The organism is uncultured Sphingomonas sp., from assembly GCF_964237335.1.
GTDB lineage: Bacteria > Pseudomonadota > Alphaproteobacteria > Sphingomonadales > Sphingomonadaceae > Sphingomonas.
Genome location: NZ_CAXSHM010000012.1, coordinates 37,283 through 61,674, shown reverse-complemented (window position 1 = coordinate 61,674; position 24,392 = coordinate 37,283). Strand labels below are relative to the sequence as shown.

At 69.3% G+C, this 24,392-nt stretch carries 20 protein-coding genes; 5 read left to right on the top strand and 15 right to left on the bottom strand.

The features are described from left to right. The first annotated feature begins 1 nt into the window (after position 1). Together ACFE65_RS08165 and ACFE65_RS08160 are read left to right on the top strand one after the other, a co-directional pair. Positions 2–2,416 (top strand): ABC transporter permease, encoded by a 2,415-nt coding sequence (locus ACFE65_RS08165; protein ID WP_375381862.1) that lies wholly within the window; start codon positions 2–4, stop codon positions 2,414–2,416. Next, a complete protein-coding gene (locus tag ACFE65_RS08160; RefSeq protein ID WP_375381861.1) occupies positions 2,409–3,683 on the top strand; it encodes a TolC family outer membrane protein in 1,275 nt (424 codons plus the stop codon). Before ACFE65_RS08165 ends, ACFE65_RS08160 begins: the two co-directional genes overlap by 8 nt. Positions 3,684–3,703: 20 nt before the next feature. On the opposite strand, the gene ACFE65_RS08155 is transcribed toward ACFE65_RS08160, so the two are convergent. The 6 genes from ACFE65_RS08155 to ACFE65_RS08130 all read right to left on the bottom strand — a co-directional run bounded on the left by ACFE65_RS08155 (position 3,704) and on the right by ACFE65_RS08130 (position 9,026). Continuing rightward, positions 3,704–4,312 carry an FMN-dependent NADH-azoreductase gene (locus ACFE65_RS08155; protein ID WP_375381860.1) on the bottom strand — a complete coding sequence of 203 codons (609 nt, stop codon included), beginning with the start codon at positions 4,310–4,312 and terminating at the stop codon, positions 3,704–3,706. Between the two features lie 238 nt (positions 4,313–4,550). After that, positions 4,551–5,345 carry a hypothetical protein gene (locus tag ACFE65_RS08150; RefSeq protein WP_375381859.1) on the bottom strand — a complete coding sequence of 265 codons (795 nt, stop codon included), beginning with the start codon at positions 5,343–5,345 and terminating at the stop codon, positions 4,551–4,553. Positions 5,346–5,660: 315 nt separating this feature from the next. Further along, entirely contained in the window at positions 5,661–6,266 is a 606-nt protein-coding gene (locus ACFE65_RS08145; RefSeq protein WP_375381858.1) for a DNA-binding response regulator, read from the bottom strand. Beyond that, a complete protein-coding gene (locus ACFE65_RS08140) occupies positions 6,263–7,321 on the bottom strand; it encodes a sensor histidine kinase (protein WP_375381857.1) in 1,059 nt (352 codons plus the stop codon). The genes ACFE65_RS08145 and ACFE65_RS08140 overlap by 4 nt, the downstream gene beginning before the upstream one ends. A gap of 32 nt (positions 7,322–7,353) precedes the next feature. Then, positions 7,354–8,121 (bottom strand): ABC transporter permease, encoded by a 768-nt coding sequence (locus ACFE65_RS08135; protein WP_375381856.1) that lies wholly within the window; start codon positions 8,119–8,121, stop codon positions 7,354–7,356. After that, complete coding sequence (locus ACFE65_RS08130) at positions 8,118–9,026, bottom strand: ABC transporter ATP-binding protein (RefSeq protein ID WP_375381855.1); 909 nt, start codon at positions 9,024–9,026, stop codon at positions 8,118–8,120. The genes ACFE65_RS08135 and ACFE65_RS08130 overlap by 4 nt, the downstream gene beginning before the upstream one ends. A 224-nt stretch (positions 9,027–9,250) precedes the next feature. On the opposite strand from ACFE65_RS08130, the gene ACFE65_RS08125 reads away from it, so the two are divergent. Further along, entirely contained in the window at positions 9,251–10,162 is a 912-nt protein-coding gene (locus ACFE65_RS08125) for an NADP-dependent oxidoreductase (protein ID WP_375381854.1), read from the top strand. Positions 10,163–10,181: 19 nt separating this feature from the next. Here ACFE65_RS08125 and ACFE65_RS08120 read toward each other — a convergent pair whose 3' ends face one another. After that, entirely contained in the window at positions 10,182–11,801 is a 1,620-nt protein-coding gene (locus ACFE65_RS08120) for a hypothetical protein (protein WP_375381853.1), read from the bottom strand. 98 nt (positions 11,802–11,899) lie between these two features. Next, the gene (locus ACFE65_RS08115) at positions 11,900–12,250 is read right to left on the bottom strand and encodes a hypothetical protein (protein ID WP_375381852.1); all 351 of its coding nucleotides are present in this window, start codon (positions 12,248–12,250) and stop codon (positions 11,900–11,902) included. 243 nt (positions 12,251–12,493) lie between these two features. Here ACFE65_RS08115 and ACFE65_RS08110 point away from each other — a divergent pair, with 243 nt between their 5' ends. Next, positions 12,494–12,931, top strand: coding sequence for a hypothetical protein (locus tag ACFE65_RS08110; RefSeq protein ID WP_375381851.1), 438 nt, complete (start codon positions 12,494–12,496; stop codon positions 12,929–12,931). Between the two features lie 28 nt (positions 12,932–12,959). Here ACFE65_RS08110 and ACFE65_RS08105 read toward each other — a convergent pair whose 3' ends face one another. From ACFE65_RS08105 to ACFE65_RS08080, 6 genes are read right to left on the bottom strand one after another with little or no spacing between them, the layout of a single operon-like run. Then, entirely contained in the window at positions 12,960–14,405 is a 1,446-nt protein-coding gene (locus ACFE65_RS08105; RefSeq protein WP_375381850.1) for an MFS transporter, read from the bottom strand. Then, positions 14,402–14,794, bottom strand: a complete 393-nt coding sequence (locus ACFE65_RS08100) for a hypothetical protein (RefSeq protein ID WP_375381849.1) — start codon at positions 14,792–14,794, stop codon at positions 14,402–14,404. Before ACFE65_RS08100 ends, ACFE65_RS08105 begins: the two co-directional genes overlap by 4 nt. Then, complete coding sequence (locus ACFE65_RS08095; RefSeq protein WP_375381848.1) at positions 14,784–16,268, bottom strand: aldehyde dehydrogenase family protein; 1,485 nt, start codon at positions 16,266–16,268, stop codon at positions 14,784–14,786. Before ACFE65_RS08095 ends, ACFE65_RS08100 begins: the two co-directional genes overlap by 11 nt. 41 nt (positions 16,269–16,309) lie before the next feature. Continuing rightward, entirely contained in the window at positions 16,310–17,101 is a 792-nt protein-coding gene (locus ACFE65_RS08090) for an SDR family oxidoreductase (RefSeq protein ID WP_375381847.1), read from the bottom strand. Continuing rightward, positions 17,098–18,921 (bottom strand): flavin-containing monooxygenase, encoded by a 1,824-nt coding sequence (locus ACFE65_RS08085; protein WP_375381846.1) that lies wholly within the window; start codon positions 18,919–18,921, stop codon positions 17,098–17,100. Before ACFE65_RS08085 ends, ACFE65_RS08090 begins: the two co-directional genes overlap by 4 nt. 29 nt (positions 18,922–18,950) lie before the next feature. Continuing rightward, positions 18,951–21,557, bottom strand: coding sequence for a TonB-dependent receptor (locus ACFE65_RS08080; protein WP_375381845.1), 2,607 nt, complete (start codon positions 21,555–21,557; stop codon positions 18,951–18,953). A 150-nt stretch (positions 21,558–21,707) separates the two neighbouring features. Here ACFE65_RS08080 and ACFE65_RS08075 point away from each other — a divergent pair, with 150 nt between their 5' ends. After that, a complete protein-coding gene (locus tag ACFE65_RS08075; RefSeq protein WP_375381844.1) occupies positions 21,708–22,349 on the top strand; it encodes a TetR/AcrR family transcriptional regulator in 642 nt (213 codons plus the stop codon). Between the two features lie 201 nt (positions 22,350–22,550). Here the strand turns inward: ACFE65_RS08075 and ACFE65_RS08070 are convergent, their stop codons facing one another. After that, positions 22,551–24,296 (bottom strand): CocE/NonD family hydrolase, encoded by a 1,746-nt coding sequence (locus tag ACFE65_RS08070; RefSeq protein WP_375381843.1) that lies wholly within the window; start codon positions 24,294–24,296, stop codon positions 22,551–22,553. Between the last annotated feature and the right edge of the window lie 96 nt (positions 24,297–24,392).

Genomic DNA, 24,392 nt, shown 5'->3' with positions numbered 1-24,392 from the left:
GATGAACCGCTTTACCCTGGTAAGCTTCTGGCGCTCGATCGTCCGCCACCGCCTCTACGCCGCGCTCAACATCGGCGGGCTGGCGGTCGGCATCGCCGTGTTCCTGGTGCTAGCGCTCTACGTGCGCTTCGAGACGGGGTTCGAGCGCTGGCTGCCGCGGCATGACCAGATCTATCTCGTGCAGACGGAGTCGAAGGGGATCGATGGCCCCTTCATCGGCACCTATCCGAACACCATGGGTGGCTTGCTCGACGAGCTGCGACAGGATTTCCCAACGATCGTCGGCACGCGGTTCATGGGCGGCGCGGACGGCGGCAGCGTCATCCGGAACGGCGTCGCCTCGCGAGCCGATGTCGGCTGGGTCGATGCCGACTTCTTCAAGGTATTCGACCTGCCGATGATCAGCGGCGACAAGGCGACCGCGCTGGCCGATCCGACCAGCATCGTTATCAGTCGCTCCGCCGCGCAACGCTACTTCGGGAACGCCGATCCGATTGGCAGGACGATGACGATCGCCTACGACAAGCCCGCCACCTACCGCGTCACCGGCGTGTTCGCCGACCTGCCGCGCGACACGGACTTCCAATTCTCCATCCTGGCCCGCCTGATGCCGGGTCCGAAAGCCTATTGGCATCATTGGGGGTCGACGTCGCTCTACACCTATCTGCGGTTCGCGACTCCAGCGATGGCGCGCGCGTTCGAACAGCCCTTGCCGGCCTTTATCGATCGTCACGGCGCCCGCGACATGGGCGCCCATGCGTCTCACCAGATGGGCCTGCCGCTGCTGCCGCTCGTCCGCGCGCACCTGCAGCCTGCGGGACAAGCGAGCGCCAGCCGCAAGCTGACGATCGCGACGCTCGGTATCGTCGGCGCGCTGACTCTGCTGATCGCCATCGTCAATTACGTGAATCTCGCGACCGCCCGCGCCGCGCTCCGGGCGCGCGAGGTGGCGATGCGCAAGGTGCTCGGCGCAGGTCGAGGAGTGCTGATCCGTCAGTTCCTTGGCGAAGCCGTGCTCACGGTAGCGATCGCGGCGGTGGTCGGGCTCGCGCTGGTGGAACTGGGCCTGCCGTTGATCAATGCAGCGGGCGGCCTGGAACTTGTCATTCCCTATCTGCTCGTCGTGCCTGCGCTGGTGGTGCTCGCGCTGGTCGTCGGGGTTCTGGCCGGTTTCTATCCCGCATTGCTGCTGTCGCGCTGGCCGGCGAGTGCGGCGCTCGCGTCGGCGCGCTCGCCGGGCGGCGGTCGCGCTGGCACGCATGTCCGCGAGATACTGGTGATCTTCCAGTTCACGCTGGCGGTGGCGTTCATCGTCGGCACGCTCGTGCTGATTGCGCAGACCCGCCATGTCCGCGCCGCCGATCTGGGGTTTAGGCGCGACGGGCTGCTCGTGGTGCCGTCGCTTGCCGAAGATGGCCTGGATCACGCTCAGCGCACGGCATTGCTCGCCGCCTTCGGCCGACTGCCCGGGGTCGTGTCGGTCACCACTGCCGACTCTGCGGTTGGCGGCAGCGGCAACGACAATTCCGACAATCTCGACGTGCCAGGCAGGCCCAAGCCCGGCCCGTCGCTGCGGCGGATCAGCGTCGGCCGCGACTTCTTCCGCACCTATGGCCCGCATCTGATCGCCGGACGATTGTTCGACGACGCGCATCGGATGGACGACGCGACAGGCCTCAAGTGGCACGATCCGCGCAACATCGTCGTCAACCGGCGAGCGGTGGTGAAGCTCGGGTTCCGCTCGCCCCAAGACGCGATCGGCAAGACCGTCGGCGGCGGAGCGGCGCGAACGATCATCGGCGTGGTCGATCAGCTACGCTTCTTCTCGCCGCGGTTGCCCGACGATCCCACTTATTATGTCTACTATGGTGATTTGGCACCCGATCCCGTAGCTACCTTGCGATTCACGGGCGATCCGCGGCCTGTAATGGGGGCGGCGGAGGAGATCTGGCGTCGGATCGCTCCGCAGGTCCCGTTCATCGCCGGAACGGGCGCCAAACAACTGATTAAGTTCTATGAGGACGACGACCGCGCGGCGCGGCTGTTCGGGATCGGTGCGGCGCTGGCGGTGATGATCGGCTGCGTCGGGCTGTGGGGCCTCGCCTCGTTCAACACCGCGAGGCGGATCAAGGAGATCGGCATCCGCAAGACGCTGGGCGCCTCGTCCGCCGACGTCGTCAGGCTGCTCGTCGGCCAATTCCTGCGGCCGGTGCTGATCGCCAACCTGTTCGCCTGGCCGCTGGCCTGGGTGGCGATGCGGACCTGGCTCGCGGGCTTCGACGACCGGATCGCGCTGTCGCCCTTGTTCTTCGTCGCCGCCAGCGTCCTCGCATTGGTGATCGCGCTGGCGACCGTGCTCGCCCAGTCGCTGCGCGCCAGCCGCGCGACCCCCGCCTGGGCGCTGCGCCATGAATAGCCCCGTACTGGCGGCCGTGCTGGCGGCGCTGCTCGCAGCGGGGCATGCGTCGGCGCAGGCATCAGGTCCGGCGCCGACCGAGACGCTCGCCGATGCGGTGCGCGCCGCGGTCGCGTCGAACCCGGCGCTCGCCGCCGCGCGCGACCGGCAGGACGCGCTCGCCGAGACGCCCGAACAGGCGCGCGCCGCCGGGCGCCTCACCGCCGAGGCCGACGCGACCGGCGGCTACGACCGGTTCGACTATGGCAAGGGCGGGGTCGCGACCGTCTCGGCGGCGCTGCCGATCTGGACCGGCGGCCGCGTGTCGACCGCGGTGCGCGCCGCGAACGGCGACGTCGAGGCGGGCGCGCAGACCCTGCGCGACACCGCCGCCGACGTCATTGAGCAGGTCGTCGGCGCCTATGCCGCCGTGCAGTTCCAGCAACAGGCGGTGGCGATCGCGCGCGCCGACATCGCGCTACTCGACAGCCAGGTCGCCGAGGCGAAGGCGCGCTTCGATCTCGGCGCGGGGACGCAGACCGACGTCGTCCGCCTCGTCGCCGAACGCGAGGGCGCGGTGGCGACGCTCGCGGCCGCGGAGGCGGCGCTGGTCGCGGCGGGCGCCTCCTTCCGAGCGGTGGTCGGCCGCGATCCGGGTGCGCTGGCGCCGCCTCCGGCCGACCTCGCCGAGCTGCCGGCCAGCCTCGACGAGGCGCGGCGACGCAGCGTCGCGGCCAACCCCGCCTATCTCGCCAGCCTCGCGGCGCGCGGTGCGGCGGCGGCGCGGATCGGCGTCGCGCGCGCGAACGGCGCGCCGAGCGTCACGCTGGCCGGCGGCTATGGCTATGGGCTGGCGTTCGGGCGCGATCCCAGCGGCTATCCGGCCAGCGCCGCCGCCGGGGTGACGCTGCGGGTGCCGATCTTCACCGGCGGGCTCGTCGCGTCGCAGGTGCGCCAGGCGCAGGCGGGCTCCCGCGCCGCGGCGCACGACGCCGACGGCGCGGCGCGCGAGGCGATCCGGGCCGCCGACACTGCCTGGGCCAACGTCGTCGCCGCGCATGTGCGGGTCGCGGCCGGAGAGCGCGCCGTCGTGGCGGCCGACCGCGCGCTGGCCGGGGTCAAGGCGGAATACGTCGTGGCGCTGCGCACGACGCTCGACATATTGATCGCCGACGAGAGCCTGCGCGGCGCGCAGCTCGCGCTGGCGAGCAGCCGCTCCGACCTCCTGACCGGCGAGGCAGCACTGCTCCGCGCGGTCGGATCGCTGGATCGGACGGCGATCACCTGATCAGCGCGGCCGCTCGCGCGCTAGGCGGCGACAAGCGTCCCGATGCGCTCCTGCGCGGATGCCATCGCGGCCTTGTCCTGATCGGGGCCGTAGGCGACCCCCTCGGCACGCACGACCTCGACCTCGCCGATCCCGAGGAAGCGCAAGATGGACGTGAGATACGTCGCGAGGTGCTCCACCGCCGCAAATGGGCCCTGCGAATAGATCCCGCCGGACGAGAGCGCGAGATAGGCCTTGCCCGACAGCAGACCCTTGGGGCCGGTCGCCGTATATTGAAACGTCTGCCCGGCGATCGAGACATGGTCGATCCAGGACTTCAGGGTCGACGGCACCGTGAAATTGTACATCGGCGACCCGATGACGACGACGTCGGCGGCTTTCAGCTCGTCGACCAGGGCCTTGGATCGCGTCGCCGTTGCCGTCAGCGCGTCATCCTTCTCGCCGTCGGGCAGCCACGCCTCGCGGATGGTCAGGTCGACATGGGGAAGACGGTCGACCGCGACGTCGCGGTAGACGACGGAGGCGCCGGGATTGGCGGCCTTCAGCTTATCGACCAGCTCGGCCGAAAGGCGGCGCGTATGCGACGTCGCCGCGTCGCTGGCGCTGGAGTCGATGTGCAGGATGTTCATGGAAGCTTCCTTGCATCGCCACCAGGATGGTGCCGGTCTGCGGATCGATTGAATGGCAAAATCGATCATCGCTCGCAAGGAGGCTTTGGCCAGGCGCTCGGAGGCGCCGCAGCCTGAGGAGGCCCCGAACGCTCAACCGTGAGCCGACAGAGCGCCCGATCCGGTACGGGCCGGACAGGGCGCTCAGGAGCAGAAGACTTCAGGTGATCCGTGTGGACAGAGACGCGTTCCGCCCCAGTTATTCCTCCGTCCTGACGACGGCCGGCGAAGCGACGGCAACGGCAGGCTGAAGCGTCGCCGCGACCTGGGTGAGCGCGGCGACCGCGGCCTGCAACGCCTTCATCGTGTCCGCATTCGATGGCGGCGGCGGCGCAACCGGAACCGCTTTGGTCGCGACGGGGACGGCAACGGGGTCGTGGACAGGAGCCGAGATGGCGGCGAGCACTTCTGGGGAATGTTCGCCCGGCACGATCGTCGCGACCGCCGGCTCGGCCTTGACGGGGAGGGGCGCCGGCGGCGTCGCGGCGATGTTCGGCCTGCGCCATACCGGTATGACCATCGCGGCCGGCGCCGCGACCGCGGCGGCCGGCTCCGGGCATTGGGTGATCGACGTCGTGGCGGCCGTCATGTTCGCCAGCACCGCCAGATCGTCCTCGCTCGCGGCCGCAGCCAGCCGTGAATAGGTGCCCGCCTTCTCGCACTCGCCGACCGTGACAAGCGCCGATGAGTTCTGGTTGCCGAGCCTGGTCTGATAGTCATCAGACGCCTTCAGACCATCACCGGCGCCGTATTGCCGGACGAAATGCGCCTGGATCAGGTATCTGTCGCGCACGATCACGTCGTGCTTGTCGGCCATGAACTTGTTGTACGCGGCCAAGGTCGTCGGTGACGTCTCCTGGCACTTCAATGCCTGCACCATCAGCAGCGTCTGCAACGTTCCGACCCGCGCGGCAGCCACCTCATCGGCGTGCCAGCAGTCGATCTTGCCCGCCGCATCGGCTCCGGCATGCGAGGTCGTGATAGTTGTTGCCACGGCACAAAGCGCCGCCAATCGACGAACGAACATCGTGTGATCCTCCAGTCAAAAGACTGACGGCTAATCGCGCTGGCCAGGAAACGAGTCGTCGCTAATCCTATAACGTCAAAGACTTCAGGCCGTAAGTGCCTTTCTTTCAACACATTAGTAATCTGCGTTGTAGAAACCGCCGCTTCCAAACCCCTCAGGCTCGATCGCGCAAGAAAGGCCACAGTCATCGCCTGAAGGTTGCAGACCGCAGGCGAGCCGCCGGCGACGCGACAGGCCGCGCGGCTCGTGCCTAGTCTTGGTGGAGATCGATCGCAGGCGCCGTCAAAGCCATCCGTTGAGCCGCGCGATCCGGCCCGCCTCGATCCGGTTGGAGGCGCCCAGCTTGGCCGCGCCTTCGGATAGATAGTTGCGCACCGTCCCCGGCGACAGCGCGAGCCGAGCCGCGATCGCCTTGTTCGACAATCCCTCGTCGGCGAGGCGCAGCGTGTCGCGCTCGCGTTGGGTCAGCGGGTCCGCGCCGGCATCCCAGGCCGCGGCGGCCAGGTCGGGCGGCACTACGAGGCCGCCGCGTGCGACCTCGCGGATCGCGGCGGCAAGCTCCTCGACGGGGCTGTCCTTGAGGAGATAGCCGCGAACGCCCGCCGCGCGCGCGCGCGCCAGATAGCCCGGCCGCGCGAAGGTGGTGACGATCACCGTCCGCGTCGTGGCTCCGGCTTCCGACAGCAGGCGGGCGGCGTCGATGCCCGTCGTCTCCGGCATCTCGATGTCGGTCAGCAGGATGTCGGGCGCGAGCGCGCGGACGCATGCCACCGCGGCGGCACCGTTCGCAGCGCGCCCGATCACCTGCATGTCGGGCTCCAGATCGAGCAGCGCGGAGATCGCGCCGAGCACCAGCGCCTGATCCTCCGCTATCACGATGCGGATCATGCCGGCACCGTCGCGACGAGGCGGGTCCCGGGCGCGTCGGGCTGGATGCTCAGCGAGCCGCCCGCCGCCGTCAGCCGCTGGCGCATGCCCGCCAGCCCCAATCCTTCGCGGAAGCTGCGGCCGACGCCGTCATCGGCGACCACCAGCCGTGCCAGCCGGGCGTCGAGCGCGAGCTCGATCGTGCAGGTGCCGGCCTCGGCGTGGCGGATCACGTTGGTCACCGCCTCGCGCAGCGTCATCGCGAGGACCGCGCCGGCATCGGCCGGGATGGCGGCGCCGTTCCCCGCCAGGCGCGCAGCGATGCCGGCCGCGGCCAGCGCCTCGCGCGATGCGGCGATCTCATGCGCCAGCGTGCTGCCGCCCTGTCCGGCGAGCGCGGCGCGCACCTCGGCGAGCCCGGCGCGCGCGATGCCGGCCACCGCCCGCATCTCGGCTTCGGCCCGCGCCGGATCGGGCGCGGCTAGCTTCGCCGCCAGATCGGCCTTGAGCGCGGCGAGCGTCAACGTGCGGCCGACCACGTCGTGCAGATCGCGGGTGATCCGCTCGCGCTCGGCGGTCCCGGCCAGGCGGCGGACCTCCTCCTGGCTGGCGAGCAGCGCCTGCGTCCGCGCGTAGAAGGCGGAGCGGGAGATCGTCGCGCCGCCGGTGGCGATCACCAGCATCACGCCGGCGGCCCACCAGAACAGCGGCTGGCGCCAGCCGAGCCCGATCGCGATCGTCGCGATCGCGATCAGCGCGATGGCGATCGCGGCCCCCCGCGCCGGCCGGGCGCGCCCGGCCTCGGATGCGGCATAGATCGGGAACACCGTCCAGCCGCCACCGACCGGCGCCAGCGCGGCGCCGACGAGCAGCATCACGCCCGCCGTCGCGAACAGGCGCGTCCCTGTCAGGCGGTGGCTGGCGAAATAGACGGGCAGGAACACCGCGAGCCCGACTGCCGACGCCGCCAGTTGCCAGGCCGCCGGCCGGGCCCACAACCAGGGCACCGCATAGAAGACGAGGTAGATCAGCCACGGCCAAGGCCCGTCCCACCAGCGCTCCGCCTTCGTCTGCACGCCGCCATCGTCGCGCCTTGCCCCCGGCATCGTCAAGCCGGGCTCCGCCGCCAGCCGGCCCACGCCCAGGCCGCCGCCACGACCGTCATCGCCGCCACGGCCGCGCCATGCGTCCAGGCGCTTCCGATCACCGGCATCCCGACAATGCCGAGCGCGAGCTGACCCAGATGGTAGGACGGCATCGCCTCGCCGATCGCGCGCATCCAGCCGGGCAGCATCGCCGACGGGATCCAGAGCCCGCCCAGTATGGCGAAGCCGAGGAACAGCGCGTTGGCCGCGGCGACCGCTCCCTTGCCGCTCATCCGCATGCCCAGCCCGAAGCCGATCAGCGCGAACGGCACGCTCGAGGCGAGGTGCAGGACGACGAGCCGCAGCCATTGCGCCGGCGCCAGGGCCGCGCCCGCGACGATCGCCAGCAGGTAGATCAGCGCCAGCGCCGCCGCCACCGTCGCGACGGTGGCCGCCAGCTTGGCCGCGACATAGGCGCCGGCGGGCAGCGGCGACACGCGCTTGAGCTCGATCAGGCCCTGTTCGCGCTCCATCGCCACGCCCGCGCCGAAGCCGAACAGCGCCGGGCCGATCGCGGCGAACACGCCATAGCCCGCCAGCGTCGCGACGGCCGCCGCCGGCGACCGGTTCTGCGCGATGGCGAGCGTGAACAGGCCGTAGAAGGCCGCCGGGGTCAGCACTGTCGGCACCAGGAACTGCGGCAGCCGCCACGATCGCTTCAGCTCGGCCACGCACTCGCGACGCCAGATGCCGGCAGGAAGGGGGAGGGCGGGCAGGGTGAGGGCGGTCATGCGGCGATCCTTTCGTCACGGGCGAGCAGGCTGGCGATCGCGTCCTCCAGGGCGGCGTCATGGACGCGCAGGTCGGCGATGAGGGGATCGGCGTCGAGCAGCGCACGTACGGTCGCGGCCGCGTCGATCGTGACTAGGCGCAGCTCGGCGCCGTCCGCCGCCGCCTCGCAGATGCCGGGCAGCGCCGCCGCGTGCGCCCTTGGCAGCGCGCTGCGGCAGCGGACGACCGCGCCGCCGGCGCGCGCGCGGATCGCGGCGGGCGTGTCGTCGGCGACGATGCGCCCGGCGTCCATCACCACCACGCGATCGGCGAGCGCATCGGCTTCGGCGAGGTCATGCGTCGTCATCAGCACCGCCGCTCCGTCCGCCGCCGCCTCGCGCACCGTCGCCCACAGCGCGCGCGCCGAGGAACGGTCCATCGCCGCGGTCGGCTCGTCGAGGACGAGGAGATCGGGCCGCCCGCAGATCGCGAGCGCATAGTGCACGCGGCGCGCCTGCCCGCCCGACAGCGTGCCGCAACGACGCCGGGCGAGGTCGCCCAGCCCGGCGAGCGCCAGCGTCTCCCCTAGCGGGCGGGGATCGCGGTAATAGCCGGACTGCAGCGTCACCATTTCGGCGACGGTCATCACGTCGGGCAGTCCCGCCGCCTGGAGCATCACGCCGAGGCGCGCCCGCGCGGCCGGACGGTCCGGGCTCAGCCCATATAGCCGCACCTGGCCGGCGTCGGGCTGCAACCGCCCGACGAGCAGGCCGACGGTGGTCGACTTGCCGGCGCCGTTCGGGCCGAGCAGCGCGGTCACCTCGCCGGCGCGGATCGCGAGGTCCAGCCGATCGAGCACCGGTTTGCCGCCCAGGCTCTTCGCCACCCCCTCCAATGACGCCGCAGCCGTCCTATCCCGTTCCATTCGCCCACTCCCTCATTTGGTTTGCGAGATGTGGACCGGCGCGGCGCGAGCCGTCAGTGGCGAGCGTCATGCGCTGGGGGTGACAGATGTCAGGGCGAGGTGACGCTCGGCGCGGGCAAGATCGGCTACGGTCCGGGTCGGAACATGGGAAAGAGGCTTCGATAGCGCCACGACGCCGGCCTGTGCGTATATCGCAGGACGAGCGACGTCCGGAGGAACAGGCGATGAGAGCGGTTCGGATCTATCACTACGGCGGGCCCGACGTCCTGCGGTACGAGGATGACGTGCCGGAGCCCGCGATCCGTCCCGACGCCGTGCTGATCGCGGCGGTCGCGACGAGCGTGAACCCGATCGACTGGAAGGTCCGCTCCGGCGCCCGGCAGAAGGACTTCCCGCTGACGATGCCGGCGATCCTGGGCCGGGACGTGAGCGGCGTCGTGACGGCGGTCGGGAGCGAGGTCCGAAGCTTCAGGCCCGGCGACCGCGTGATCGCCCTGGCCGACGCGACCTATGCTCAGGTCGTGGCGGTGCCGGCGGCCTTGGTCGCCCACCTTCCCGACGGGGTCGACCCGATCGACGCCGCGGCCATCCCGCTCGTCTCGTTGACCGGGGACCAGCTCGTCCGGGTCGCGACGCAGGCGGCGGCGGGCCAGACCATCTTCGTCAGCGGTGCGCTCGGCAGCGTGGGCCGCGCGGCCGTGCACAGCGCGAAGAAACTCGGCGCGACGGTCATCGTGGGCGTCCGAGCCCGGCAACTGGACGACGCGCGGCGCCTGGGCGCCTACGCCGCCGTCGCGCTCGATGACGAGGACGCCCTGGCGAGGCTGGAGGCGGTCGACGGCGTGGCGGACACGGTCGGCGGCGAGGTCGCGGCGAGGCTCCTCGGCAAGGTCCGGGCCGGCGGCCGGTTCGGTTACGCCTCGGTGCTACCCGAAGGTGCCGCGAGAGCGGCGTCTGTCGAGGTCAGCCGCGTCTTTGCGCGGCCCGACGCGTCCAAGCTCCGCGAGTTCGCCGACGACATCCGCGACGGCACGTTCGTTCTGCCGATCAGCCGGCGCATGCCGCTGCGCGACGCCGGCGCCGCCCACGCGCTGTTGGAGAAGGGCGGCGGCGGGAAGATCGTGCTCACTCTGTAACCGGATATGGCGGGCGCGCTCAGCGCCGGCCCGGGTCGGGGTGCGGGTGTTGAGGCGCGGGGTGAGGATGCGGTGCTGGCGGCGGCGCTGCGCGGGGTGGCGGCGCCGCGCGGGGCGGTGGGGCGGCATGCGGCGGTGGTGCCTGACGTTCCGCCGGAGGATGAGCTCCGCCGCCGTGATGTGGTATGTCCCTCGCGGGCGGCTCCGCCTGCTCTCCTCTGGCGACGACGACATGCTGTTCGTGCCCCAGCGCCGCATGCTCGCGCCTCGCCTCGGCGCCCGCCGCGGCTTCCTCATGGGCAGCCTGGACGAACCGCGCATGCTGCGCGCGAGCGGCCTGAACGTTGCGCTGCGCGGCAAAGCGGGCCGCTTCCGTCTGCGCGGCCCGTGCCTGGACGTCTCGCGCCTGCGCCTGCGCGGCGGCCGGGGCGGCAAGCTGCTGCTGCATCCGGGCGCCGCCGACCACGGGGCGGTGCTGCGCGGCAAGCACCGCGGCCGCGGGCATGGCGGCTCGGGCTGGCGGCTGATTTTCGACATATCGGTTCGGCGCTGCTGCGAACCCTGCTTGCCGCACCCGGACGGGCGGGGGCGCAGCAGGGGTGGGTGCGGGCGCGACCGGCCGCGCATAGGGTTGGGGCTGGGCGGACGCGACGCGACCCGCCGCGGGCGGCGGAAAAGCGCCTCCCGGCCCTTGCAAGCCCTGGTTCGGTGTCATCCCACCAAGCTGCGGGACACGTTCCGGGCCGGGCGATGGCCTGGCATCCGCGCCCTGCCGCTGCGCCAGGACCGCTCCCGCCGCGAAGCCGAGGCCGGCGCCGATCGCTGCCGCATAGGCGGTGCGTCGGCCCTGTTCCGCCTGCCAGTATCGGCGGTCGTCGTCCTGATGCGCGTCGTGCCACGCCTGCCAGTCCGCGTCGCGGGCGCGGGCGGCGTTCCATGCCTGTTGCTGCTGGATCACGGCGACACGTCGCTCCCGCCAGTCGGCGGCATAGGCCGCCTGCCGCTGGTCGTATTGTGCCGCCCGGAAGAGCGCGCGGGCGCGATCGAGATAGCGCGCCGCCGCATCGGCCCGCTGCGCGGCATAGACGTCGTCGAGCGGGACACCGTCGGGCGAGTAGATGCCCGCCAGCTCGTCACCGTCATAGGCGTAGCCGCCGTCCGGATCGCTGACATAGAAGGGCTGGGTGGCGCCGGCGTCGTAATAATAGACGCGTTGCCCCTCGGGCAGACGCTCGACGACGCGGTAGCCGCCGTTGTCCGCCCGCCAGATCCAGGGCCGTGTCCCCTGATAGTCGACGGTATAGTCGGGCGGGCTCTCGCCGAACGCCTGGCCCATGGCACAGGCCCGCTCGGCGTAGCGGTATCGGTCGGCGCGGCGGCCGGGCGTCAGGCGGATCGCGCGGGTCGCGCTGGGCAAGGCCATTGCCGGCGGCGCGGCGACGGCGGGAGCCGAGGGCGCGGCCGTGGCGAGCGGCAGGGCCGCGATCGGCGGCGCGGTGACGGGCTGACCGGTGCCGCTCGCCACCTGTTGCGGCGCGGTCGGCGTCCCCTTGTTGCAGCCGGCCAGTGCCAGAGCCGCGAGGCCCACGCCCAGCGTCAGCCGAGCCGTCGTGCCGTGTGTCATGATCGTCTGCCCCATGATGGACTGCGCCTCGAGATGGTCGATCCTTGCTGAACGACTGCCGAACCCGTGTTCGTGATCTCCCGCCGGACGACCGGCGGGAGGTCATCGCCGCCTCACCAGCCGGAGTGGCGCATCCAGCGGATCTGGCGGCTGATGCCGTCGAGACGGCCCTGCACCTGGCCGAGCTGGCCTGGGGTCAGACGGCCTTCGTCTTCCCAATGCATGTGGTGGATCCATTGGCGCACGCCGTTCAGCTCGTGGTTGACGCGGCCCGCCTCGCGGCGATCCAGGCTGCCGTTCGACATGCCTTGGTTCACCCGGTCCTGCAGGAACTGGATGCGCTGATACGGGCTGTCGGGCGCTCCACGCCAGAACGCACCCGGGTTGTACGGGCCGGCCTGGGCGGTCGCTGCACCGGCCGTCATCAGGCTGGTTGCGGCGAGGGCGATTGCAAGAAGTTTCATGACATCCTCCGTTCTATACCATCACGTTCTTGTCGGGATTGCCCGAGAAGAGCGGCTGAAATGACGGCGAAGCTCTGAACTTTTGCGTAACGAGCATTGCAGCCGCCGTTCAGCACAAAGTGTTCGGTTCCAGAGGCAGTCCGGTCGCTGTTATCATGCCGTAGGGCGCGAAGTGAGGTGCTGGAAGCGACGGATTGAAATTGGTATGGCGCTCCGACCCGCTTCGTCGAAGGATGATCGCGAATGAAGAACCTGTCTCTTGCCGTCGCGCTGATCGCCTGCGCGTCCCCTGCCGTCGCACAACAGGCGGCTCCGACTCGCCCGACGGCGGCGGACGCGGCCCGCCTGCTCGCCAATCCCGCGGCTCAGGACCTGATCGCGCAGCAGATCGCGTCGCTCGCGGGCATCGTCCTCGATACGAAGGTCGGGCCGCTCGCCGCGCTCACCGACCCGCGCGACCATGTCCGTCCCGACGACACGTTGCACTCGGTCGAGCAGCGCAGCGATCCCGAGTTCGACCGGCACCTGTACGACGGTTCACGCCACGCCGTCGCCACCGCAGGTGCCGTCGCCGGCGGTGCGGCGATGGAAGCCGCGGAGCTGCGCCGGACGGCCGACCGCCTGCGCGCCGCGCTCGCCCCACTGGTCAAGGCGGCGGGTTCGCTCAACCAGGCTCAATAGTCACCGGCAGCCGGGACTGCTTCCAGGATTACGGTCGATGACCCGGAGCGGCACCGGCCGGGTCCGCGATCCGGCCGCCGCCCTTGACGAGTCCGAGGACGATCAGCCCGGCGACCAGCAGCCCAACGATCGGCAACAGTCCCGCGCGCTGCGATCCGGTCGTCGCGGTCGTCACCTGGACGAGCAGCGGCCCGAGCCACATGGTCGCGGTGCCCGCGATCACGAACAGGCCGAAGAAGACGCCGATCTTGTCGGCCGGCGCGACGCGCGTCAGCATCGTGCGGCGGGAGGAATAGGCGGCCGTCACCGTCACCGCCGCCAGCATCGCGCAGCCGATCAGTGCAAGCTCGGGCGCGGTGCGGAAGATCGGGCCGCTCCAGATCGGCGGATGCGCTGCCGGATCATAGGACCGGTACAGCAGCAGCGACGGCGTGTTGCCGAGCAGGAGCAGGAACGAGACGATCACGCCCGTTATCTCGATCTGAAGCGCGCGCTTGGGCCCGACCCGACCGTCCAGCCAGCCGGCGAGCAGCCCGCCCGCTACCGCGAACACGCACAACACCATGCCGTACACGAGCAGTTCCAGCGTGTGCCAGCCCATCGTGCCCGCCGCATAGACGCCGCTGAACAGCAGGATGCCGGTCAGCCCGTCGGTGAACAGCATCAGCGCGGCAAGATAGGTGAGCGCATCGCGATACCCGCGGGCTTCCATCACCAGCGTCTTCAGGTCTGTCACCGCGAGGCGCAGCGCCCGCGCGAAGCCGATCCCGGTCGCGGCCACGTCCGGCACGCGGAAAAGCAGCGGCAGCGTACCGAGTGCAAGCATGACGGCGGCGATGACCGGCACGATCCGATCCTGCTCGTGCGCGGCCACGTCGAGCCCGAACAGCGGCGCGGTCGGCACCAGCCCCCCTCCGCCCTTGGCGGGCAGCGCGAACGCCCACAGCACGAAGACGAGCGCGGCGACCGACATGAAGTTCCCGAACGCCAGCCCCAGGCCCGACGCCGATCCCGCCCTCGCCATGCCCGCCGCCGGCACCAGCAGTGCGTTGTGCAGCGTCTCGGTATAGGCGAACAGCACGGACAGCGCGGCGAGGATGGCGATGATCGTGCCGATGCCCAATCCCGCTCCGGCGGGCTTGGCCCACCACAAGGCGATCAGCAACGGCAGCATGAGCGCCACCACGCCTGCGAGCCACGGCTTGCGCGCACCCATCCGGTCCACCGCGGCGCCCAGCAGCGGTGCCGTGAGCGCGACGATCCAGCCGGCATATTTGGCGCCGCCCGCCACCGCCGCCTGCCCGTGGACCGGATCGCCGATGACGCTGGTCGCGAGATAGGGAACGAAGATGTAGATGGTGACGAGGATGATGTAGGGATCGCGCCCACCCTGAAACGCGGCCCAGGCCCAGGCGGCACCGCCCAGCCGCGCGGCGACCGGCGACTCGAACGGCGCGATCGGCTGTTCGGTCACGCCGCGTCGGCCGGCGAGAGGAGCCAGGCCAGCGCTTCTGTCTCTTCGGTGAACAGCCGCTGGTTAGGGACGGCGATGCGTTCCATCTGACGCTTGAGCAGTGCGCTCGACACCAGGCTGGCGAGGCGGCGCGGCGCGGCGAGCCCGTGCGCCTCGATCCGGTCGCGCCAGGCCGCCACGACTTCTTGCGATTGCGGGCCGCCGGCGCGGGCGTCGACCAGCGCGAGGATCTCGTCGACAGGGCAGCCCAACGTCGCCATCTTCGTTCCCGCCTCGATCACCGCGTGCCGATAGGCTTCGACCGTCTCGACGGTCCAATGGCCCTGCATCGTGATCCGCATGAGCCGCTTGTTGGGTTCGATCGTGATCTGGAACGGTTCAGTGCTCACTCCCGCTCTCCGCTGCAGCGCCGCCGAGTACTGCCTGTACCAGCCCCGCCGCCTTTGCATAGGGCGCGTAGAAGGCGTCGATGTGGTCGCCCTGGCCGCGCACCACTACGCCGCGCTGGTTGGAGAACTCGCGGAAGCCCTCGATGCCGTGGTGGCGACCCATGCCGCTCATGCCCGAGCCGCCGAACCCCATCGAGGGCAAGGCGCTCTGCACCGCGCAGGCGTTCACCGCCGCGCCGCCCGAGGTCGTCGCGACGAGCACCCCGTTGGTCACGGCCGGATCGTCGCCGAAGACGTAGAGGCCGAGCGGACGCTCGCCCGCGTTGATGCGGCCGATCGCGGCGTCGAGATCGTCATAGGGGACGACCGGCAGGATCGGCCCGAAAATCTCCTCCTGCATCAGGCGCAGATCGGAGGCGGGGTCGACCACCAGCGAGATCGGCATCCGCCGGGTCGTGCGATCGACCTCGTCATCGTCCTGCAGCGTCACGATGCGGCTCTGCCGGTCGCGCGCCTCGTGCAGCATGGTCTCGACGCGGTCGAGATGACGGGTCGAGATCATGCCGGTGCATTCGTCGCCATGCGAATAGTCGGGCGCGGCCCTCGCCATGAACGCCTTGGCCTCGTCGACGAACGTCTCCAGCTCGGCGCGCGGCACAAGCGCATAGTCGACCGACACGCACATCTGGCCATTCTTGATGATCTTGGTGCCGATCACCGACTCCACATTGGCCGTGGTCACCGAGCCCGGAGTCAGGATCGCCGGGCATTTGCCGCCCAGTTCCAGCGTCACCGGCGTCAGATTGGCGGCGGCCGCCTGCATCACCTGCCGGCCGACGTTCGGGCTGCCGGTGTACAGCAGATGGTCCCAGGCGACCGACGAGAAGGCGCGCGCGAGGTCGAGCCCGCCCACCGCCACCGTCACCAGGTCGGGATCGAAGGTGGCGGCGATCATCTCGGCGAGCAGGTCGGCGCAGGCGGGCGTGTACTCCGACGGCTTGACGATCCCCCGGTTGCCCGCCGCCAGCATCTCGACCATCGGGCCGACGGAAAGGTCGAACGGGAAGTTCCAGGGGACGATGTTGCCGATCACGCCCTTGGGCTGATATTGGACGTGCGCGGTCGCGGTGCCGAACAGCGCGGCGTCCATGTCGCGCGGATCGGGGCGCATCCACGCCTCGAGATGCTCCATCACATATTGCGCGCGCCCGACCACGCCGAGCGTCTCGATCAGGTCGGAGGCAGGTGCCGGATGCGCGCCGAAGTCCGCCGCCATCGCGGCGGCGATCCGCTCGCGGTTCGCCAGCATCATCCCGATCAGCGCGCCGAGCCGCTCGTGCCGCTTGGCGAGGCTCGGGTCGCGGTCGGCCGCGAACGCCGCGCGCTGGGCCGCGAAGGCGGCGTGCAGCCGGGCGATCTCGTCGTCGTCGGCGGACGCGATCGGCTGGACGGGGGCGGCTTCCAAAATCGACATCGTGGCAGTTCCTTGCTTGTGTCCGGATCGCGACCGCGACGTTATTCGGCCATCATCGCCATCAGCGCCGTGCGCTCCTCCCGGACCGCCTCCGGCTCGTTCACCACGCGCGCGTGGAAGGCGCGGAGTTCCTCGGGCACGTACCAGTGGAGCACGTCGGCGGAATAAGCCTTCCAAACCGTCTCGGCGACCTCCAGCGGTTTGACCAGCCGCCACTCGCCCTCCGCCGGCGCCATCGCGCGCATCCGGTCGGACAGGAGCGGCGTGTCGATCAGTCCCGGTAGCAGATCGGCTGCGCGCACGCCGAAGCGCTTGAGCTCGATCGACAGCGCTTCGGTCAGCCCGCGCACCGCGTGCTTGGTCGCGGAATAGACGCCGATCCCGGCCGTGCCGAAGATCGCCGACGACGACGACGTGATGAGGTTGAGCGAGCCGGGCGTGGCGCGCAGGAGCGGGATGGCGGCACGCACGCCGATCAGGACGCCGATCAGGTTGACGTTGATGATCTGCAGCGCCTGCTCCCACGGCTGCTCGTCGATCAGGCCGCCCATGCCGATGCCGGCGTTGCCGAACATCAGGTCGAGCGTGCCGCCGGTCGCGGCGCCGAACTCGGCCATGACCTTCCCGAACGCGTCGACGTCGGTCACGTCGAGCGTGGCGAACACGCCGTTGGCCGCGCCGATCTCCTTCTCCAGCGCGGCGAGGCCGGCCGCGTTGACGTCGTGCGCACCGACGAACCAGCCGCGGCCTGCGAACAGCAGCGCGGTCTCGCGGCCGATCCCCGATGCCGCACCGGTGATGAAGATCGACTTGCGGCCCTCGGCGCCGCTCACGACACCGCCTCCGCGGTCGCGCGGGCATGCGCGCCATCGAGCTCCATGCCGGCGAAGTCGCCCTCCTGGCGCCACTGCCGCAGCAGATCGGCGAAGGCCAGCGGCCCGGCGGCAAACGTGCCGACGGTCGCCCCGGCCGCCGACGCACGACCCTCATTGTTGTAGAAGCCCGGCGTGCATTCCGCCAGGATCTTGCCCCGTGCGGCCATCCCTGCGACGATCGCGCTCACCCAGTCCTTCTCCGCCGCCTCGGTCGGCTCGACCGCCCCGATGCCCTTGGCAAGGCATTGCTCGACGATGTGAGCGATGTGCGCGGCCTGCTCGCTGATCATGTGGGGGAAGTTGGGCGACATGCCGGCCTGCACCTGACTGATCACGAAGGCGTTGGGGAAACTGCGGGTGTGGAGACCGTGCAGCGTCGATGTCCCCTTTTCCCATTTTCGATTGAGCGAGAGGCCGCCGACGCCGGTGATGGTCATCCCGCCCGACCGCTTCGCATAGCTCGAATCGGTGTCGAACCCGGTCGCGAAGATCAGACAGTCGAGCGGGTACAGCGTGCCGTCCACGATCGCGCCTTCGGGCGTGATCTGCTGAACGCCGGCGCGGCCGGTCTGCACCAGCGTGACGTTGGGCTCGTTGAACGCCTGCAGGTAGAGGTCGGAAAAGCAGGGGCGCTTGCAATAGACGCTGTACCACGGCTTCAGCGCCTCGGCGGTCGCAGGGTCGGTGACGATCGCATCGACCCTGTCGCGCGTCATCTGCATCTTCTCGAAATCGGCAAGATCGTGGAGCGCGGCATAATCGGCGCCAGGCCCGTGCTCGACGACCTTCTGACGCATCGCGCGGGCAAGCACGGTCCAGCCGTCGTGCACCAGATCGGTGGGGGGCAACGCCTGCGTGAACTGCGCGGAGAAGTTCTCCATCCGCTCCTTCTGCCAGCCGGGCGGCAGGCTCGCCCACCAGGCCGGGTCGGTACGGCTGTTGTCGCGCGCGTCGACGCCCGACGGCGTCCGCTGGAACACGGTCAGATGCGCCGCATCGCGGGCCAGCGGGGGCACGCACTGGACGGCCGTCGCGCCGGTCCCGATGATCCCGACGCGCTTGTCGGCCAGTTTCGCCATCGGCTCGGTCGCGCTGCCGCCGGTGTAGCCGTAATCCCAGCGGCTGGTGTGGAAGCTGTGCCCGGCGAACGTGTCGATACCCGGGATGTCGGGCAGCTTGGGACGATTCAACGGCCCGGTGGTCAGCACCACGAAGCGCGCACGAACGACATCGCCCTTGTCGGTCCGCACGGTCCAGCGCGCCGCCGCGCCGTCCCAATCGAGTGACGTGACCTGCGTGGAGAACAATGCCCTGGGATAGAGGTCATAGGTCTCGGCGATGCGGACGGCGTGCTGGCGGATCTCCTCCGCCTTGGAGTAACGCTCCACCGGCATGTAACCGGTCTCTTCCAGGAGCGGAAAGTAGATATAGGACTCGATGTCGCACGCCGCGCCCGGATAGCGGTTCCAATACCAGGTGCCGCCAAAGTCACTTCCTGACTCGGCGATCCTGAAACGGTCGACCCCCGCCTCGCGCAACCGGGCGGCGGTCAGCAACCCACCAAAACCGCCGCCCACGACGAATACGTCGCTGTCCTCCACGATCGGCTCGCGCGTCGGCGCGGTGCCGTAGGGGTCATCCAGAAGATGACCGAACCCCGTTTCCGGATCGCGATACCGGCGTTCGGTCGCATCGGTCGCGAGACGCTTGTCGCGCTCCGCGCGATAGCGTTCGCGCAACGCCACGACGTCGAGGGTCGGGGTGGAGTCGGTGGACATTGAAAGCTCCTTGATCGGGGCGCGTCGCGTCAGAACCGCTTGGTGAACGTCACGCCATAGGTCCGCGGATCGTTCAGGAAGCCGGAATAGCTCCCCGTCTGCGCCACGGTCGGGAAGGCGAAGTTGATCTGATTGTTCTTGGTCAGGTTGCGCACGAAGAACAGCAGTTCCACCTTCTGCGGGATCAGCGAAAAGCCGAGGCTCGCGTTGACGTTCCTGACCCCATAGGTCGAGATGTTTGCCGGGACGACTTCGGTCAGCTGCGTATTGCTCTGGTAATCATATTCGCCGCGCAGGAACGCGCCGACGCTCTCGCCGAAATTGTGGTTGATCGTTGCGGATGCCGATACGGTCCACTTCGGGATCAGCGCGGGCCGCGTTCCGGAGAGGTCTCGGAACAAGGGGGCGACGCCGGTCGCAGGATTAACCGCGCAGCGCGGGTCGAACGTCACGCACGGTGCGCCCACGAACGAGTCGTAGCGCGGGTCAAGATACGTGGCGCCGCCGGTCAGCGACAGCCAGGCGATCGGTCGATAGGCCGCATCGACCTCCACGCCCTTCACCGTCTCCTGGCCTGCGTTCACCAGCGCATAGCCGGTGCCGACATACGCATTGTCCTGGAAGCCCTTGATCGTCTGCTTGAAGACCGCAACGTTCAGGTAGCCGCCGCGGAACGCCGACTTCGCACCGGCCTCGTACAGCGTCACGTTCTCGGGATTGACGGAACGACCGACCCCATTGGCGTCGGGCGCGCGCGCATCGGTCGACAGGTTGAACGCACCGGCCTTCCAGCCCGTGGAATAGCTGACGTACAGATTGACCGGCCCGGCCTCATAGTTCGCGCGGGCGAGATAGGTCACCTTGCTGCCCTTGAGGATGCCCGACTCGTTGGCGTTGGGATAGTTGACCGGGCCATGCGTGGGTGCATCGCCATAGAAGAACTGGAGTGGGGCAAGCGCGCCGTACAGGTTCGCCGGCAGACCCAGCGCGGTGAACTGGGGTATGTTCTGAAGGTTGAGCGCCGAGAACGGATCGGTCAGCTGGACGTTGGCGGTCGATGCCTTGCGATCGTTCAGATAGGCAAGGCCGCCCGTGATCGTCAGGTGCCGGATGGGATGGATGTCACCCTGACCGAAGAAGGAGAAGGAGTCCTGCGATTGCGTGTAGGGCGCATACACCGCCTGGCCGGGCTGGAAATAGGTCGCGCCGGGACGGATCGACGGCGTGACCAGGCTCTGCAAAAACTCCAGCGCATAGATGTTGGAGCGACCCGTGAGCGCGGCGATTGCCGGGGCCGGAAGTGCCTTGGAGAGCGCCTGCACGAGTGCCGTGTCCGGCCCGCTCAAGCCGTCGGCAAAGGCGCGGATCTGGCTGCCGAAGTTGATGGTGCTGTTGTAGTTGAGATTCTCGTGATCGTAGAACCCGCCGATCAGCCAGGTGAAGAAGCCCTTGCCGGTGGAGGTCAGGCGCACCTCCTGCGTGAAGGTCTTGGTATGCGTGTTGTCGACGCGGCTCGACAGGTCGGCGCCCGTGAAGTCGACGTCGCCCGTCTCGTCGTCGCGCTGATCGCGATAGGCGGTGATCGACGTGAACCTGGCGAACGACAGGTCGTAGTCGATCTGGCCGGAGATGCCCTTGCCGACGATGTGATTGGTCGGGTCGACGTTGGTCGCGACGTTGCGGTTGAACTTGTTCGCCGGATCGGCGACGGTGGCGCCGAGGCCGAACGGCGCAGGTGCGGCGATGAACTGCGTCGCGGGACCGTTGAGCAGCGATACGGCGCCGCAGCACTTCTCGTCGATCTCGTTGATGTCGGCGATGATGCGGACGGAGAGCCGGTCGATCGGCTTCCACAGGACGTCGACGCGGCCGGATACGCGGTTGCGGTCGTTGTCCTTCTGGCCGGTCACGACGTTCTTCAGGAAGCCGTCGCGCTCGTCGACGTTGCCCGACAGCCGGATCGCCAGCGTGTCGGACAGCGGACCGGTCGCGGTCGCCTTGGCGATGAGCTGGCCGTAATTGCCGACGGTCAGGTCCAGCCGGCCACCGGGATCGAACTGCGGCAGCTTGGTGACGATGTTGATCGCGCCCGCCGACACGTTCTTGCCGAACAGCGTGGACTGCGGCCCCCGCAGAACCTCGACCCGCTCGATCTCCGGCAGGTCGTTGAGCGAGGCTGCGCTGCGCGACCGGTACACGCCGTCGATGAAGACGCCGACCGACCCCTCGATGCCGACGTTGCCCGCGCCGTTGCCGAAACCGCGGATGTAGAAGTTGGTGGCGCCGACCGTGTTGCCCTGGGTGACCTTGAGCGACGGGACGACCGACTGGAGGTCGACGAGGTCGCGGATCTGCGCGCGCTGGATCGTCTGCTCGCTGGTCACCGCAACGGACAGAGGCACGTCCTGGAGCGTCTGCTCGCGCTTGTTGGCGGTGACGATGATGTCGTCGGTGGTCTGCTGCGCATCCGCGGCCGCCTTCGCGGGCGTGGGGTTGGCGACGGCGCTGCTGTCGCGATCGTTGATCGACTGCGAGCTGGGTGCAGTCGTCGTCGGCGGCGCGGTCTGCGCCGACACCGACGTGCTGACGGCCAGCGCCAGCAACGAAACGCTCACCAAACCGGTCTTGCCCATCATGAACTCTCCTTGTGCGCGCGCCGAGTGGTCCGTCGCTTCGCGTGCAGTGCTCATCGCACGCAAGAAAACCGAACTCAACCTAGAATTGTTGGAAGCTGTCGTTATTGTCGGTCGCAGGCCCGTGGTCAGAGAGGCTCGAGAGGAACGCGAATGACAGTGCCGGACCGCGCATCCGCCGTGCGAGCGGCGCCCGATCCCAAGCCGCGCGCCCGCGGCCGCAAGTCGGCGGACAAGCGGCTCGCGATCATGCGGGCGGCGATCGAGATCATCAACGCCAAGAGCTTCGCGCTGGCGACGATGACCGAGATCGCGGCGAGCCTCGATCTGCGGGACGCGACGCTTTACTACTATTTTCCGAACAAGCAGGCGCTTGTCTACGACTGCCATGTGGCCTCGCTCGCGCGCTTCGAGCGCTTGCTGGCGCAGGCGGACGAGGCAGGCGGCAGCGGCATCGACAAGCTGCGACGGTTCCTCCTGATGTTCCTGGAGGACTCGCAGATCAACGGCCAGCAACTGTACCTCGGCGATTATTCTTACCTCGAAGAAGCCCAGCGCGAGCGGATCGCCGGCTGGGCGGAGCGGCTGAAGAACGGACTGCGGGGCTTCATCGAGGAGGGCATGGTTGACGGCAGCGTCGTGCAATCCGAGCCCGAACTGGTGGTGCAACTGATGCTGGGCACGTTGATCTGGCTGGCGAAATGGGCGCCGGAAGTCAGGAGCCTGACCGTGCCGCGGCTGGCGGGAGCGATCGAGGCCTTTGCGTTTCACGGGCTGGAAAGCCGCAGCATCTGACCGGACGGGAAGCGGCGCCATCGGTGCGGGACGTTTCGCGCCCGGCAGTGATCGACGTCGCAGGATCACCAGAAGCGCGCGCTAAGCTGAGGAAGGACGGCCGCTGCCAGCACAAGAAACCCGTGAAATGCGTTATCCGACCGTCCTCGGCGACCCGCGCGTAGCTCTGCGCGGCAAGGCAGGCGGCAACCCGCAGGCGCGTTACGCTGCCTTCGGCTTCATGGGAAGCTGAAGGTAGGAGGCGTACTGCCCGCCGGTATGGATGACGTGCCGGGCCGTGTTCGCATTGGGCACGTTGTCGGTCCCCGGCATGACGCCGCCGAGTAGATGCTGCCCGCTCAGGATCAGCCGCAGCTGTTCGCCGGGATGCAGCGCGAGGCCCATGGGGAACAGGTCGATGTCCAGGCAGGCGACCTCTCCGGGCGCGAGCTTCTCGACCTTGGCGAACCGGTGGACCGGGATCGCGTCGGTCGACTCCGCCTCGTCCAGCGCCCGCATCGATGCCCGCAGCCGGCCGTTCACGCCCTTGTACTTGAGGATCGCCGCGCCGTTCCGCGTCACCGCGTCCATCTGCGGACCCTTGTTGGGAACGTTGAACTGTTCGAGCGCCTCGCCATCCGCGTTCAGCTTCTGGAGCAGGGCGAAGACGTCCAGATCGTCGCCGCCGTTCGCCTCGACGAAGAGCCGGAGCTTGGGATAGCCGACGAACTCCGCCCCCTCATCGAAGCGGATCGTGAAACTCGCGGACCCGTCTGCCGATGCGCCGTCATAGGTCGCCGACGCTGCGGCGGTCGGCGCCTGCGTTCCCAGCGATCCGGGACCCGCGTCGAGATAGTATTTCTCCAGCGTGACGTCGGCCGGCGGGAAGTGGGATGCCGTCTCGTTGACGCGATCCCCGCCTTCGAGGTCGAGCACTGCGTAGCGGACCCGCGGCGTCTCGCGCCAGCCGTTGTCGATGCCCTTGAGGTAGAAGTCGAAGAAGCGGAGCAGGTCGCTGAGGTGCTCCTCCTCGTAATAGTCCGGCCATTCCATCGTGTTGTGGATGCGCAGCCATTTGTCCGCCGAGGCGATCCTGCGCCAGCCGCGGAACGTTCCGGGTGTGTGGATCGAGTTCGAATAGCTCGCCACGACATAGGCCGGCACGGTGATCTTCTCGAACGCCGGGGTCTTGGTCTGCCAGAACTCGTCCATCAGCGGGTGACGTTCGGCCTCCGCGACCAGGTCTTCACGCTGGTTCTGGCCGACGAAGCTCCGCTCCAGCGTCTTGGGGAACGGGAAGTCGGGAATGCCACCGCGCATCACGAGGTCACGGTAGATGTCGCTCATGCCCTCCCATGGCGCGATCGCGGCGAGGTGAGGGGGTTGCTCGGCGGCGGCGAACCATTGCGCGATCGCCAGATAGGAGTTGCCCGACGTCGCGACCTTGCCGCTGCACCAGTCCTGCCCGGCGAGCCACTCGATCACATCGTGGCAATCCTCGCCTTCCTGGCGGCTCCACACGCGGAGGTCGCCTTCGGAACGGAAGGAGCCACGCGGGTCCGGGTTGCAGACCGCATAGCCGTGGGCGCACCAGAACGCCGGATCGGGGCCCTCGAACCGCATCAATCCCGACACCGTGCGCGTGTCCATGCCCAGCATCTGGAAGATGCGGACGTACAGCGGCGCATTGCCCCGGCTCTTGCCGTAGGGGCTCCAGCCGACGATCACGGGCGCCTTGTCGACGCCGACCGGGCGGAACACGTCCGCATAGATCGTCACGCCGTCACGCAAGGTGATCGCCACGTCCTTGTCGAGGATGATCTCGACAGGCAGCGGCATGAACTTCTCTTCCACCTGGAAGCCGGCGGGAAGCGTGCGCGTGCCCGGGTCGAAGGCGCTGAAATGCCCCTGGTCGCTGTCCTGATCCAGCGGATAGGCGGGTGCGAGCACTGGTTCGATGTCGAGCATGCTTGTTCCTCTTGAAAGTTCCGAGCGGGCGGGCGCCGCGCAGGTCCATGAGACCGAAGCGCTAGACGAGGCCCAGTGCCTTGATGTCCGACATCT